At 68.2% G+C, this 14,278-nt stretch carries 12 protein-coding genes; 5 read left to right on the top strand and 7 right to left on the bottom strand.

Annotation, left to right across the window (positions count from 1 at the left end):
• Positions 1-43 precede the first annotated feature (43 nt).
• Both ASC95_RS02485 and ASC95_RS02480 read left to right on the top strand, forming a co-directional pair.
• Positions 44-826, top strand: coding sequence for a DNA-binding response regulator (locus tag ASC95_RS02485; RefSeq protein WP_235537662.1), 783 nt, complete (start codon positions 44-46; stop codon positions 824-826).
• Complete coding sequence (locus ASC95_RS02480; RefSeq protein ID WP_162250704.1) at positions 823-3,186, top strand: sensor histidine kinase; 2,364 nt, start codon at positions 823-825, stop codon at positions 3,184-3,186. The genes ASC95_RS02485 and ASC95_RS02480 overlap by 4 nt, the downstream gene beginning before the upstream one ends.
• Positions 3,187-3,237: 51 nt before the next feature.
• Here the strand turns inward: ASC95_RS02480 and ppa are convergent, their stop codons facing one another.
• A complete protein-coding gene (gene ppa / locus ASC95_RS02475; RefSeq protein WP_057296199.1) occupies positions 3,238-3,777 on the bottom strand; it encodes an inorganic diphosphatase in 540 nt (179 codons plus the stop codon).
• Positions 3,778-3,940: 163 nt separating this feature from the next.
• Between ppa and ASC95_RS02470 the strand changes: the two genes are divergently transcribed.
• Both ASC95_RS02470 and ASC95_RS02465 read left to right on the top strand, forming a co-directional pair.
• Positions 3,941-6,106: a sodium-translocating pyrophosphatase gene (locus tag ASC95_RS02470; RefSeq protein WP_057296198.1), complete on the top strand. Its 2,166-nt coding sequence runs from the start codon at positions 3,941-3,943 to the stop codon at positions 6,104-6,106.
• Between the two features lie 76 nt (positions 6,107-6,182).
• Complete coding sequence (locus ASC95_RS02465) at positions 6,183-7,034, top strand: J domain-containing protein (protein WP_057296197.1); 852 nt, start codon at positions 6,183-6,185, stop codon at positions 7,032-7,034.
• 33 nt (positions 7,035-7,067) lie between these two features.
• On the opposite strand, the gene ASC95_RS02460 is transcribed toward ASC95_RS02465, so the two are convergent.
• The 3 genes from ASC95_RS02460 to ASC95_RS02450 are packed head-to-tail and all read right to left on the bottom strand — an operon-like array spanning position 7,068 to position 10,736.
• Complete coding sequence (locus ASC95_RS02460; protein WP_057296196.1) at positions 7,068-7,454, bottom strand: hypothetical protein; 387 nt, start codon at positions 7,452-7,454, stop codon at positions 7,068-7,070.
• Between the two features lie 27 nt (positions 7,455-7,481).
• Positions 7,482-10,178 carry a serine/threonine-protein kinase gene (locus ASC95_RS02455; RefSeq protein WP_057296195.1) on the bottom strand — a complete coding sequence of 899 codons (2,697 nt, stop codon included), beginning with the start codon at positions 10,176-10,178 and terminating at the stop codon, positions 7,482-7,484.
• A gap of 3 nt (positions 10,179-10,181) precedes the next feature.
• Positions 10,182-10,736: an ECF-type sigma factor gene (locus ASC95_RS02450; RefSeq protein ID WP_057296194.1), complete on the bottom strand. Its 555-nt coding sequence runs from the start codon at positions 10,734-10,736 to the stop codon at positions 10,182-10,184.
• A 243-nt stretch (positions 10,737-10,979) separates the two neighbouring features.
• Here ASC95_RS02450 and ASC95_RS02445 point away from each other — a divergent pair, with 243 nt between their 5' ends.
• Positions 10,980-11,495 carry a diguanylate cyclase domain-containing protein gene (locus tag ASC95_RS02445; RefSeq protein ID WP_057296193.1) on the top strand — a complete coding sequence of 172 codons (516 nt, stop codon included), beginning with the start codon at positions 10,980-10,982 and terminating at the stop codon, positions 11,493-11,495.
• Between the two features lie 10 nt (positions 11,496-11,505).
• On the opposite strand, the gene ASC95_RS02440 is transcribed toward ASC95_RS02445, so the two are convergent.
• Genes ASC95_RS02440 through ASC95_RS02430 form a run of 3 tightly spaced genes read right to left on the bottom strand, consistent with a single transcriptional unit; the run spans position 11,506 to position 14,278 of the window.
• Positions 11,506-12,216 (bottom strand): ABC transporter ATP-binding protein, encoded by a 711-nt coding sequence (locus ASC95_RS02440; protein ID WP_369820576.1) that lies wholly within the window; start codon positions 12,214-12,216, stop codon positions 11,506-11,508.
• On the bottom strand, positions 12,213-12,983 hold the full coding sequence (locus ASC95_RS02435; RefSeq protein WP_057296192.1) for an ABC transporter ATP-binding protein: 771 nt from the start codon (positions 12,981-12,983) through the stop codon (positions 12,213-12,215). Before ASC95_RS02435 ends, ASC95_RS02440 begins: the two co-directional genes overlap by 4 nt.
• A complete protein-coding gene (locus tag ASC95_RS02430; RefSeq protein ID WP_057296191.1) occupies positions 12,980-14,278 on the bottom strand; it encodes a branched-chain amino acid ABC transporter permease in 1,299 nt (432 codons plus the stop codon). The genes ASC95_RS02435 and ASC95_RS02430 overlap by 4 nt, the downstream gene beginning before the upstream one ends.

The following is a 14,278-nucleotide window of genomic DNA, read 5'->3' as shown; positions in this document are numbered from 1 at the left end:
TCCAGATGTAAACGGCCTGCAAAGACGGTTGACAATCGCCGCGATGAGTGAAGCTCTCGCCACGCATGACGACATGGCTCCGCCAGGCGCGGCGCGGCTGTTGCTGATCGACGATGCGCCCGAGCAGTTGCGCCAGCTCAGCGATCTGCTGGCCCGCCACTACCGGCTGCTCCATGCCGCCGACGGGCTCGGCGGCTTTCACCGCGCCCAGGCGCAGCGGCCCGATCTGATCCTGCTGGACCTCGTGATGCCTGGCATGGACGGGCATGCCGTGTGCCGGCTGTTGAAGGCCGATGCGGCCACCTGTGAGATCCCGGTGATCTTTCTCTCTGCCCAGGCAAACGCGCAGCAGCGGCTGGACGGCTTGCGCCTGGGGGCGGTGGACTACATCGCCAAGCCCTTTCTGGCCGACGAGGTGCTGGCGCGGGTCTACGTCCATCTGCCGCGCGCCAAGACCGCGCCGGGGCGCAGCGATGGCGCACACGACCCCGAACTGGCCTTCGTCAACGCAGCAACCCAGCTCATTGGCGAGCAGTTGGAGGACCTGCCCTCGGTGGGCGAGTTGGCCGAACGCCTGGGCTTAAGCGAGCGACGCCTGTCCACGCTGTTTCGCCGGCATCTCGGCCTGACGGTGTCGGGCTTCATCAGCGAGGAGCGCATCCGCGTCGGCTGCCACCTGCTGGCCGCCACGCCCATGAGCGTGCAGGACATTGCCTTCGATGTGGGTTTCACCACGGCGTCCAACTTCTCCACCGCCTTCCGCGAGCGACTGGGGCTGACGCCGCAGGCGTGGCGCCAGCACCAGCGCGACGGCGGCACCGCTTGACCCGGCGCTGGCTGACCCGGCTGCTGAGCCTCGCGCTGGCCCCGGCCGCCTGGACACCATTGCATGCGCAGCCGCCACCAACGCCTCAACCAGCCTGGCAGTTGCTCGAAGACCCCGGCGGCGCCCTGACACTGGACGACGTGCAAGCGCGGGCCGCCGAGTTCAAGCCCCACCAGCCGACCGGCCATCTGCGCACCCCCGGCTACACGCGCACCGCGCTGTGGGCCCGGCTGGAGCTGCCCGCCGACGCCCAACCCGAGACGCTCTGGCTAGTGATGACGCTGACGCGCATCGAGCACGCGCAGCTGTGGGTCCAGGCGCCCGACGGGCAATGGCGCTACACCCAAGCCGGCCTGCGGGTGCCGCATGAGCAATGGCCGCTGGACACCAGCGACGTGAGCTTCGAGCTGCGCCCGGAGCCCGGCCGGCCGCTGCGCCTGATGCTGCGCGAGGCGGGCCGCACCTACGCCTCCTTCGACGCGCTGCTGTGCCGGCCGCGTGACTGCTTCGCTGAGAACCGCGACACCACCCTGGCCATCGCCGTGCTGGCCGGCAACCAGATGCTGGCCGCCGCAGGCTATCTGCTGCTGTTCTTCTTCTGGCGCCGGGCGGCCTTCGCGCTGATGGCGGGGTCGGTGGCCGCTTACGGGCTTTACGAGCTGAGCCTGCACGGCCTGAGCTTCCAGTACCTCTGGCCCAACGCCACCGGCTGGGCGCCGCGCAGCCTGATGGTGTTGATGGGCACGGCGCAGCTGCTCAATTCGCTGGCCGTGGCTGCCATTCTGCCGCTGCGCCGCGCCACGAGCGTGCTGCGCTGGGCGTTGATCGCGGTCTGGCTCGCCATCGCCACGACCCTGCTCATCGCCCTCTGGAGCGACTACCGGGCCGTGGCGCCGCTCGTCAACGCGCTGACGGGGCTGTGCGGCCTGATGACGCTGGTGCTGGCCGGCTGGGCCTGGTGGCGTCGCCTGCCGTTGGCCGGCTGGGCCGCGCTGGTGATGGCGTCCGCGGTGCTGGGCGCGTTGCCACGTTACGCCTATGTGCTGGGCTGGCTGGAGATGGGGCCGGTGATGTGGCTGACCACGCCTGTCGTGCTGCTTCTGTCGCACCTGATCCTGCTGATGGCCCTGGTGCAGCAGGTGGTGCAGCAGCGCCGCGCCGAGTTGGCCGCGCAGGCGCAGCTGCTGCAGGAGCGGGCCGCGCGCAGCGAGGAGCTGGAGCGGCAGGTGGCACAGCGCACCGGCGAATTGCGAGACGCGCTGCAGGAGGCCCGCAGCCAGCACCAGCAGCGCAGCCGCCTGCTGGCATTCATTGGCCACGACCTGCGCGCACCGCTGGCCGCGACGGTGAGCTATCTGCGCCTGCTGGGCGGCGGCGGCCGGCGCGACCAGCAACTGCGCGCCAGCGTGGAGCACAGCGTGGGCTACCAGTTGGCGCTGATCGACGAGCTCGTCGAGTTCTCGCGCGGCGAGCTGCATGAGCTGGACCTGGTGCCCGCTCCGCTCTACATCCACGGCCTGCTGCACGAGCTGGCAAAGCAAGGCGAGCTGCTGGCGCGCCAGCGCCACAACGTCTTTCGGGCACGCATAGACGCGGAACTGCCGCCCGTGGTGCTGGCCGACGCCAAGCGCCTGCGCCAGGTGCTGCTCAACCTCTTGTCCAACGCCGCCAAGTTCACTACCGGCGGTCAGATCGAACTGAGCGTCATGCCAAGCAGTACGGCGCCGGGCGTCTGGTGCTTCGAAGTGGCTGACACCGGCAGCGGCATTGCGCCCGCGGACCAGGCCCGGCTGTTCGAACCCTTCTGGCAAGCTCCGCCGCAAGAGAATCAGCGCGCCGAGGCTGGCTCGGGCCTGGGCCTGGCGGTGGCCAAACACATCGTCGAGGCCATGGGCAGCCAGATCGAACTGGACAGCGCCGTGGGCCAGGGCAGCCGCTTCATGTTCCAGCTGCCGCTGACCGCAGGTCGCGCCGAGGAGGTCCTGATGCCCGCCGACGGCTTCACGCCTGTCAAGGCCGCCGAGACCGACCTGCTTGCGCTGCTGATCGACGCGCCGCTGGGCCATGCCGACCGCGTCGCCGAGCTGCTGTTCGCCGCCAACGTCGAGGTGCTGCGGCCTGCGCCCGGCGCGCTGCTGGTGCCGGCGGACCTGTTGCTGTGCGACCCTTGCCTGCTGGATGCAGACGGCCTTGCACAGGTGCAGCACTGGCGTACCGGCGATACGTCACGCCGGTGCATCGCCCTCGTCGATCGCCCGCTCGCACCCGAACTGGCGGGGCTGTTCGATGCCGTGCTCTACAAGCCGGTCAACGCCGCCGCCTTGCTGGCCGAGCACCTCAGCCCCGCGGCGACGCCGTGAAAAGAGCGCCTGAGACCCGCTCAGGCGCTCTTCAATGGCCGGAGGGCCTGCTTACTTCGGCAGGTCCTTGGCGTAATTCGCCAGGCCTTCAGTGATCTCGGACTTGGCCTTTTCCGGGCCTTCCCAGCCCTTGACCTTGACCCACTTGCCCTTTTCCAGGTCCTTGTAGTGCTCGAAGAAATGCTGGATGGCTGACAGGCGGGCCGGGTTCACGTCCTCGATCTTCTGCCAGTGGTCGTACATGGGCAGGATCTTGCTGGTGGGCACGGCAAGCAGCTTGGCGTCGCCACCGGCCTCGTCATCCATCATCAGCACGCCCAAGGGGCGGCAGGTTACGACGACACCGGGCGTCAGCGCAAACGGGGTGATGACCAGCACGTCAACCGGGTCGCCGTCGTCCGCCAGCGTCCTGGGGATGTACCCATAGTTGCACGGGTAGTACATAGGCGTCGTCAGGAAGCGGTCGACGAACAGCGCACCGCTCTCCTTGTCCACCTCGTACTTGATCGGGTCGGCATTCATCGGGATCTCGATGATGACGTTGAACTCGTCAGGCACCTTGGCGCCGGGGGTCACGTTGTGCAGGCTCATGGTCGTCTTTTTTGGGCTAAGGAAAACCCGCATTCTAGGTTTCCCCAACATCGCTGGTAAACGTGCAATCCGACCGTCAAACCCGGCCCTTAAGCTCGGCCGCCGAGCCCCGGCATACCCTGCCACCGGGCCACAGATGACACGCTAAACAGGAGACTCATACATGTCGACGGAAATGGCGCTGTATTTCGCGCTGGCTTGCGGCCTCGCGGCCGTTCTTTATGGCTTCATCCAACGAAGCTGGATCCTGAGTCAGGATGCGGGCAATGCCCGCATGCAGGAGATCGCCGCGGCGATCCAGCAAGGTGCCGCCGCCTACCTCGGCCGGCAGTACCGCACCATTGCCATGGTCGGCGTCGTGCTGGCCATCGCCATCGCGGTATCAGGCCTGGGCACGACGACGGCCATCGGCTTCGTCATCGGCGCGGTGCTGTCGGGCATCTGCGGCTTCATCGGCATGAACATCTCGGTGCGCGCCAACGTGCGCACCGCGCAGGCCGCCTCCAAGGGCATCGGCCCGGCCCTGGACGTCGCCTTCAAGGGCGGCGCCATCACCGGCATGCTGGTGGTGGGCCTGGGCCTGCTCGGCGTGGGCGGCTTCTACATGGCCATCGGCGGCGGGCATGACAGCACGGCGCTCAAGCCCATGCTGGGCCTGGCCTTCGGCTCCTCGCTGATCTCCATCTTTGCGCGCCTCGGTGGCGGCATCTTCACCAAGGGCGCCGACGTTGGCGCCGACCTGGTGGGCAAGGTCGAGGCCGGCATTCCCGAGGATGACCCGCGCAACCCGGCGGTGATCGCCGACAACGTCGGCGACAACGTCGGCGACTGCGCCGGCATGGCCGCCGACCTGTTCGAGACCTACGCGGTCACGCTGATCGCCGCGATGGCGCTCGGCGCATTGATGATCACCGGCAGCAGCGCGCTGGCCGGCGTCGTCTACCCGCTGGCGCTGGGCGGCGTGTCCATCATCGCCTCCATCATCGGCTGTTACTTCGTCAAGGCCAGCCCCGGCATGAAGAACGTGATGCCGGCGCTGTACAAGGGCCTGATCGTGGCCGGCGTGCTGAGCCTGATCGCCTTCTTCTTCGTCACCAAGGCGATGTTCCCCGGCCCCATCGAGCTGAGCACCGGGGGCACGACCAATGCGATGGCACTGTTCGGCGCCTGCGCGGTCGGCCTGGTGCTGACGGCGGCCATGGTCTGGATCACGGAGTACTACACCGGCACTCAGTACCATCCGGTGCAGCACGTGGCCCAGGCCTCCACCACCGGCCACGGCACCAACGTGATCGCCGGCCTGGGCGTGTCGATGAAGTCCACCGCCTTCCCCGTGCTGTTCGTCTGTGCGGCCATCTGGTCGGCCTTCGCCCTGGCAGGGCTGTACGGCATCGCCGTCGCGGCCACGTCCATGCTGAGCATGGCCGGCATCATCGTCGCGCTGGACGCCTACGGCCCCATCACCGACAACGCCGGCGGCATTGCGGAAATGGCCGAGCTGCCCGCCAGCGTGCGTGACGTCACCGACCCGCTGGACGCCGTCGGCAACACGACCAAGGCCGTCACCAAGGGCTATGCCATCGGTTCGGCCGGCCTGGCTGCACTGGTGCTGTTTGCCGACTACACGCATGCGCTGGAAGCGCGCGGCATGCACGTCAGCTTCGACCTGTCGGACCACCTCGTGATCCTCGGCCTCTTCATCGGCGGCCTGATCCCCTTCCTGTTCGCCGCCATGGCCATGGAAGCGGTGGGCCGTGCGGCCGGCGCCGTCGTCGTCGAAGTGCGCAAGCAGTTCGCCGATGGCGCCATCATGGCCGGCCAGCGCAAGCCCGACTACAGCGCCGCGGTCGACATGCTGACCACGGCCGCGATCAAGGAAATGATCGTGCCGTCGCTGCTGCCGGTGGCCGCGCCCATCATCGTCGGCATGGTGCTCGGCCCGGCCGCGCTCGGTGGCCTGCTGATGGGCACCATCGTGACCGGCCTCTTCGTCGGCATCTCGATGTGCACCGGCGGCGGCGCCTGGGACAACGCCAAGAAGCTGATCGAGGAAGGTTTCACCGACGACAAGGGCGTGGTCCACAGGAAGGGTTCGGAAGCGCACAAGGCGGCCGTGACCGGCGACACCGTGGGCGACCCCTACAAGGACACTGCCGGCCCGGCCGTGAACCCGCTGATCAAGATCATCAACATCGTGGCCCTGCTGATCGTGCCGCTGCTGCCGATGCCCGCGGGCAGCAGGGCGCCCGAGCCCGTGGCGGCTCCGGCCGTCGTGGCCGCACCCGCGGCCAGCATGGCGGACATGCCCGCTTCGGCGGCGTCCCAGTGACACCCAGGTAAGTCCGGTGCATAACGGCTCGCTCGCGAGCCGTTTTTAACTTCTGGCCAGGGCAAAATCGCCGCTCATGGCGAGCATGGCAATCACGAGGCACGAGCTGTCGCGGCGACGCGAACAACTGCAGGATCTGCAGCGCTACCTCGCCGTGCTGGAAGCCGACCATGACGGCTCTCGCGCCAAGCTGCTCGGCTTTCGCCAACGCTATCTCGAGGCCCTGGGCCCGCTGATGCGCGAGCTCGACGAGATCGATGCCCAGCTGCACCAGGCCACCGCCCTGCTGTCCGAGGCTTTGAAGCGCCAGGGCGTCGACGCGCCGGTGTCAGCCTCCCAGCGCGCCAAGCCTTGGCCCGATGTGCCCGCCCTGCCCGACGCGACGCCCTTGCCGCCCGAACCCACGGGCCCGCTGACCGACCTGCCGCCGCCCAGCCTGAAGACGCTGTACCGGCGCGCGGCCATGCGCTTCCACCCCGACCTGGCGCCCTCCGGCCCGGAGCGCGAGGTCTGCGAGCAGCGCATGATGATCGTCAACGAGGCCTATGCCAGCAGCGACCGCCACCGGCTGGAGAGTCTGCTGCTCGCAGCGGGCGAACTGCCGGAGAAGGTCATCGGCGGCCCGGCCGACGCGGTACGCGCCTGGCTGGGCCTGTGCGAACACCTCGTGCAGGGCCGCATCCGCATCGTGCGAGCGCAGACGGCGGTGCTGCAGAACCTGCAGATGCACCAGCTGCGCGTGGCCATCGAGCGGGCCGAGGCGGGTGGCATGAAGCCGCTGGACATCATGGCCACGCGGCTGCGCACGCAGATCGCCGAGCGGCGCCAGGAGCTCTACATCGGTGAGCGAGTCGGCAGCGACGCCAGCCTCGCAGCCGACTTCCTGCGCAAGCGCTACCAGCGCCTGACCGGGCTCGGCCTGCAATGAACGGGGCGCCGCTGCAGCGCGGCGCCGCCGCGTTCAGGCGCCGCTGCCGTTTGTGACTTCCGGGTCCGAGCTGGCGTAGAGGCCTTCCACGGCTCCGGGGTTGGAGAACAGCAGCACCACGCCCTTGGTCACCACGCTCGTGGTCGGCATGGACACGTCGAGCGAGCCCTCGTCGTCGGCCGGAGCGAAGTTGCTTTCCTTCATCACGGGCGCATGCCCCAGCGTCTTGAAGGACGCCGCCAGCAGCACCAGGGCCGAGCCATCAGCCTGCTGGATGGTGCAGGCGCCGGCGTCCAGGGGGATGTTCAGGGTGCTGCCCTCGACGGGCTGGGTCGCGGCCTTGTCATAGAAGTAGCTGCACTCGGCATACAGGCCGTCGTCGCTGACGCGGGCCTGGACGAAATAGGTGCTCGTGGTCATTGGGTGCGTCCTCTCTGTGGGTTTGATTCACTGGCGGCTGGATAGCCAGTCTCGGGTTGACGCCAGCTCGGCGTCGGCCTCGCGGCCCGGACAGGACTGTGCGGCAAGCCAGGTGACCGTCACGACATGATCGACGCGCAGGAATGCACGCATCCCGCGCATATCTGCATGGACCGCCTTGCACGGCTCTTCACGTGCTTCGGCTCGCGACAGGGTGCGTGCCAGCCAAGCCTGGTCCAGCAGGGCCAGGGCCCGCGACAGGCGCTCGTCTTCCGGCCGGGATTGCAGGGCGTCCAGCAGCCGCTGCCTCGTGTCCTGCAGTGCCCGTTCGGCGTCTTGCACGCTGGTGCCAGGCAGACCGGCATGCAAGCGCGCCCAGCGCGCACGCTCCGGCAGGCGGCGCACGCGCAGGGCCACGTTGCCCGACTGCTCCATCTGTTGGAGCCTGCCCAGCAGCGCGGCCAGCTCGGCGGCAGTGCCAGGGCGTCCCGCTGCAGTGCGGGCCTCCTGGGCCATGAATTGGGCCGTCAGCAGGTCGGCCTGCCAGGTCTTGTTGCCCGGGTCCTGCGACGCTGCGGCGCCGAGTTGCTCCACGGCAACCTGCAACGCGTCGTAGGCCGGCGCTGATCGCCCGCGCACCAGCAAGGTCTCGCCGATCCAGCGACGCAGCATGGCCTCGCGGAAGAGCCACAAAGCGTCGGCAGCATGCTTTTCGCGCACCGGTGCGATGGCCGCGAGCGCCTCCTGAAACACGCCCAGTGCGTGATCGAACTCACCTTGCCAGAACAGTGTCGTGCCGAGGTAGCTGAGGCTGTTGGCCAGCTCCGCAGTCGCCGCGTCCTGGCGGGCCGGGTCCAGCGCCTGCAAGGCTCGGCGCTTGAGGTCGATGGATTGGGTGAATGCCCGCTGTGCGTCCGGCAGCCGCCCCCCGTCCAGCGCGGCGCTGCCCAGGTTGGCATGGGCATAGGACAGCTCCACCACCGCTTCCATGTCCTGCGGCAACGCGTCCAGCCAGAGCTGGCTGACAACGCGGTAGTCCTCCCAGGCCTTCAACGCGGCCTGCGGGTCGCGCTTGAGGGACCAGCTTCTGCCCAGCCAGAAGTCGGCCGCACCCTGCGCCTTGCGCCAGGCCGGCGTGAGTGCCGGCTCCGGTGGGTCGCCCTCCAGCAGCGCACGCGCGGCGCGCAGTGGCTCCAGCGCGGAGTCTAGATCTCCGCGGGTCACACGCACCTCACCGATGACCGTCAACGCCTTGGCACGGCTTAGCCGCTCCTGCGGGCGCGCCGTGGTGGCGTCGCGCAGATGGTCCAGTGCCTTGCCGCCGACGCTGTCCAGCAGCTCAAGGCGGCCGATGGGGCGCAGCTTGTCGGCGAACTCGCCGAGCATATAGGTCAGCAGGTCATCCGACTGCCGGCGCCGCTGCTCGGCCTGCTGCTCGGCAGCTTCGGCACGGCGGGCCTGCAGCATGCTCACCGTCGTGAGGCTGAGCAGCGCCAACACCGCCATCGCTCCCGCAGTCACGCCCCAGCGGTGCCGCCGCGCAAAACGGCCCAACACGTAGAGCCGGTTGTCCGGCCGCGCCAGGATGGGCTCGTGCGCCAGCCAGCGCAGCAGCTCGTCGGCCAGCGCCTGTGCGTTCGCGTAGCGCTCGGCCGGCGTCTTCTTCAAGGCCTTGGCGACGATGGTGTCGAGGTCGCCGCGCAGGCGCCGCGACTGGCCGGCGATGAGGGTGTCGTCCTGGCTCGCAGCCACGTCCGACAGCCGCTTGGGCACCTGCTCGACGACGGCTTTCAGCCGGTCCAGCTGGGTGCGCGTGTCGTCGGCAGTCGGGTGATGGCCTCCCAGCAGCAGATAGAGCAGCACGCCCAGGGCATAGACATCGGTGGCCGTCGTCACGTCCGACTGCTGCACCTGCTCGGGCGCGGCGAACTGCGGCGTGAAGGCGCTGCCGGCGCGCTGCGTCAGTTCGGTGGCGGCCGCGCCCTCGCTCGCCTGCGTCGCATCCGCCAGCAGCTTGGCGATGCCGAAGTCCAGCAGCTTCACCTCGCCCTCGCGCGTCACGAGGATGTTGCTGGGCTTGAGGTCGCGGTGCAGGATCAGCCGCGCATGGGCATGGGCCACGGCGCCCAGCACGTCGAGGAACAGGCGCACCCGGGCCTCGACGTCAAGCTGCTGCTGGCGGCAGTAGACGTCAATGGGCTGGCCATCGACATACTCCAGCACCAGATAGGGCTGCTGGCCCTGGTGCAGGCCAGCGTCAAGCAGCCGGGCGATGTGGGGGTGGGACAAGCGCGCCAGGATCTCGCCTTCGCGCGCAAAGCGGCCCGCGTCACCACGCCCGAACAGGCCGGCCATCAGGAACTTGACCGCCACCTGCCCCTCGAAGCGTCCGTCGGCCCGCCGTGCCAGCCAGACCGTGCCCATGCCGCCCTGCCCCAGCTGGCGCTCCAGCAGATAGGGACCGAGGGCCTGGCCGGCCATGTCGGGCGGCGTTGTGTTGTCGGGCACCGAGGCCAACGCCTCCTGCCATTGCGCCACGACGGGTTCGCTCAGGAAGCCTTGCTGCTGCAGTTCCTCGGCGCGCGACAGCATGCGCCGCAGTTGTTCGGCAGCGTCGGCGTCCTCGCTCTGCAGCCGCTCCAGGCGAAGCTCGCGGGCAGCCGGAGGCAGGTCCAGCAGCTCGTCCAGCAAAGGGCTCAGGGCAAGCCAGCGTTGCCTGTCCATGGACTAGCCCGCCAGGCTCATGGACAGGAACAGGCGGGCCTTCTGCCAGTCGCGCTGCACGGTGCGTTCGGTCACGCCCAGCGCCGCGGCGATCTCCGGTTCCTTCAGGCCCGCGAAATAGCGCATCTCGACGACCTGGGCCAGGCGGGGCTCCACCTCGGCCAGCTCGTCCAGGGCCTCGTGCACGCGCAGCACGTCTGCGTCCCCCTGGGGCAATTGTTCAGCGATGGCAGTGTCCAGCGTCAGGTGCAACTCGCCACCGCCACGGCGCTCGGCCCGCCGGGCGCGCACCAGGTCGACAACCACCGAACGCATCGCCTGGGCGGCATAGGCCAGGAAGTGGCGCCGGTCCGCGAAGTCAGCCCCTTGGGCGCCGGCCACGCGCATCCAGGCCTCATGCACCAGGGCTGTCGTGTCAAGCAGCGTGAGATGACCCGCGTCGCGCACATGCCGGCGCGCCATGCGCTGCAGGTCGACGTAGAGCTGGGCCACCACCTGGTCGGCGGCGGCACGGTCGCCTTGGCCGGCGGCCCGCAGCAATTGGGTGATGGCTTGCACCGGCGGGACTCTAACGGCTGCTCACGCAGGCGCATGGGTTGGTTACGAGCCGGCTGCCGGTAAGCGCAACTTTTTTGCATCCCGATGTCGGGTTTGGCGGACATCCACCGTTTAAGAGGATGAGGAGCGATGTCCAAGCCAAGCCAGGGAGCCGGCACAAGCCGCGGGCCGCCCATTCATTGCTCCTCACCCCGCTGTGGCCCGCCAAGTGGCTGCAGGCGCAATCCAACCCACCGTGACGCCATGTCCCAAGCTCCCCAGTACGCAGAAGACGATTCCGCCCTGCCCGACAGGGCCGGCATGCACACGCGGCTGCCAAAGGCGGGCTCGCCGGCCGAATTCGGCCTGCGCGTGTCACGTCAGTTTGCCCAATGCCGCCGCAAGGGCGAGCAGCTGGCCTTGCTGTGGCTGCAGATCGAGTTGCCGGCGCGGCCCGACGGGAGCCTGAGCCCTGCCGAGCGCGACAACCTGATCCAGACCGTGAGCCTGCGCCTGCGCAACCGTGTACGCAGCGCGGACGAGGTCGTGCACATGGGAGAGCACTGCTTTGCCGTGCTGCTGGTGGCGGCCGGCGCGCCGGAGGCTGAAATCGTCGAACAGCGGCTGCGGCAAGCTCTCAGAGGCGCCTATGGCGTCGATGGCCAGCTGATGCAGGTGGGTGTGCGCCTGGCCACCGCCGTGTTCCCGCAAGCCGGGCGCAACGGTGCCGAGCTGGCGGAAGCGGCACGGGCAAATCTGCCGGCGGCTGGGGGCGACTGAGCAGCGCTCCTCACACTTCCAGCCACTCCTTGCGGATATAGGCATTCGCGCGCAGGTCTGCCGGCGAGCCTTCGAAGACGATGCGGCCGTGGCCCATCACATAGCAGCGCTCGGAGATCTCCATGGCGATGGCCAGCTTCTGCTCGACCAGCAGCACCGCGATGCCGCGGTTCTTCAATTCCTTAAGGTACTCGGCCACCAGCTCGACGATCTTGGGTGCCAGGCCTTCGGTGGGCTCGTCGATCATGATGAGGTCGGGATCGCCCATCAGCGTGCGGCAAAGCGTCAGCATCTGCTGCTCGCCGCCGGACAGCACGCCCGCCTCGGTATGCTGGCGCTCGCGCAGCCGCGGGAACATCTTGTACATGTCCTCGAAGCCCCAGCGCGGGTTCTTGGCTTTGGACTTCTGCCCCAGCATCAGGTTCTGGTGCACGGTCAGCTTGGGGAAGATGTCGCGGTTCTCGGGCACGTAACCCAGACCCATGTGGGCGATCTCGTAGGCCTTGCGACCCACCAGCTCCGTGTCGCCCCAGCGCACCGAGCCCTTGGCATCGACCTGGCCCATGATGGTCTTGACCGTCGTGGAGCGGCCGGCGCCGTTGCGGCCCAGCAGGCTGACGATCTCGCCCGGCCTCACCTCCATGCTGACGCCATGCAGCACATGGCTCTTGCCATAGAAGGCATGGACGTTGTCCAGCTTGAGGATTCTTCCTTGCGTCATGCTGCCGCCGCCTGAGTTTCTGCAAGCACCGAGCCGAGATAGGCCTCCTGCACGCGGGCGTTCGCGCGCACCGCCTCGGGTGTGTCGAAGGCAATGACCTCCCCGTAGACGAGCACGGCGATCTTGTCCGCCAGGCCGAAGACGACGCCCATGTCGTGCTCCACGGTCAGCAGGGTCTTGCCGACGGTCACATCGCGGATCAGCTGGATGAACCGCTTGGTCTCGCTCTTGCTCATGCCGGCCGTGGGCTCGTCCAGCAGGATGACGCTGGAGCCGCCGGCGATGGTGATGCCGATCTCCAGTGCGCGCGCCTCGGCGTAGGTCAGATTCATGGCCAGCACGTCGCGCTTCCTGTCGAGCTTGATCATCTCCAGGATCTGCTCAGTGCGGTCGTTGGCGTCCTCGAGGTCGGCAAGGAATTTCCAGAAGGCGTAGCGGTGGCCCAGGCTCCACAGCACGGCGCAGCGGATGTTCTCGAACACGCTCAAGCGCGTGAACAGGTTGGAAACCTGGAAGCTGCGCGACAGGCCCAGGCGGTTGATCTCGTAGGGCTTCTTGCCGTCAACGCGCTGGCCATGCAGATGGATCTCGCCCGAGGTGGGCCCGAAGCGGCCACTGATGAGGTTGAACAGCGTGCTCTTGCCCGCGCCGTTGGGGCCGATGATGGCCACGCGCTCCCCGGCCTGCACAGCCAGGTTGGCGCCGCGGATGATCTCGCTCTTGCCGAAGCTCTTGCGCAGGTCGCGCAACTCAAGCGCGAAGCTCATAGTGCTTCCCTCCGCTTGATCTCTTTCTCGATGTCTTCCTGGACCTCGCCCCACTCATGCACATAGTGGCGGCGCACCAGCTCGAACAGGCCCGCGCCGACGACGATGAGGAAGCCAGCGCCGAACCAGGCGTCCAGCCCGGCGCTGTTCAGCGTGGCGCCCATGAAGCGCAGCTCGGGGCCGAGGGCCTCGTTGAGCTGGCGGTGGTAGAGCATCTCGATCATGGTCGCCGCGCCGATGAGGGCCGCCAGCGCCGTGCCGGCCAGGGCGAGGTAGGACGTCCAGAGCTTCTTGAGCTTGCCGAAGGCCGCCACGCGCAGGTTCATCAGGATGAGGCTGGCAAAGCCGCCCGGTGCATACATGACCATGAACAGGAAGATGAGCCCGAGGTAGAGCAACCAGGCCTTGGTGAGCTCGGACAACAGCACGCCGCAGAAGACCATCAGCACTGCGCCGATGATGGGGCCGAAGAAGAAGGTCGCGCCGCCCAGGAAGGTGAACAGCAGATAGGCCCCCGAGCGCGCTGCGTGCAGCACGTCGCTGCCGTTGACGATCTCGGCATTGATGGCGCCCAGGCCGCCCGCAATGCCGGCGAAGAAGCCCGAGATGGCGAAGGCCATGAAGCGCACCCAGTGGGTGTCGTAGCCGACGAACTCGACACGCTCGGGGTTGTCGCGCACGGCGTTCAGCATGCGGCCCAGCGGCGTGCGCGTCAGCGCGAACATGGCCGCCGTGCAGATGAAGCAGTAGACGGCGACGAGGTAGTAGACCTGGATCTGCGGGCCGAAGGTGATGCCCATGAAGGCCTTGCCGATGACGCGATTGCTCGACACGCCGCCCTCGCCACCGGAGAACTCCGGCAGCATCAGCGTCAGCGCGAACACCAGCTCGCCGATGCCCAGCGTGATCATCGCGAACGGCGTGCCGGCCTTCTTGGTCGACACATAGCCCAGCAGCGCCGCGCAGACCAGGCCCGCAAAACCACCGACGAGAGGGATCAGGCTGACGGGGATGCCCAGCGTGCCGGCGCCGGCCATGTTCAGCGCATGGATGGCGAGGAAGGCGCCCATGCCGCTGTAGACGGCGTGGCCGAAGCTCAGCATGCCGCCCTGCCCCAGCAAGATGTTGTAGGCCAGGCAGGCGATGACGCCGATGCCCATCTGCGTCAGCATGGTCTGCGCCAGGCCGGTCGTCCAGATGCGCGGCGCGACGAAGAGGATCAGGGCAAACAAGCCCCAGACGAACCAGCGCCCGACGTTGTGAGGCTTGAAATGGAAATCCTTGGTCTTGCTCAT

Origin of the sequence: Pelomonas sp. Root1217 (assembly GCF_001425705.1) — a bacterium.
In the GTDB taxonomy this organism is placed as follows: Bacteria; Pseudomonadota; Gammaproteobacteria; order Burkholderiales; family Burkholderiaceae_C; genus Pelomonas.
The sequence above is the reverse complement of the archived record's forward strand: the minus strand, read 5'-3'. Positions and strand labels throughout refer to the sequence as shown.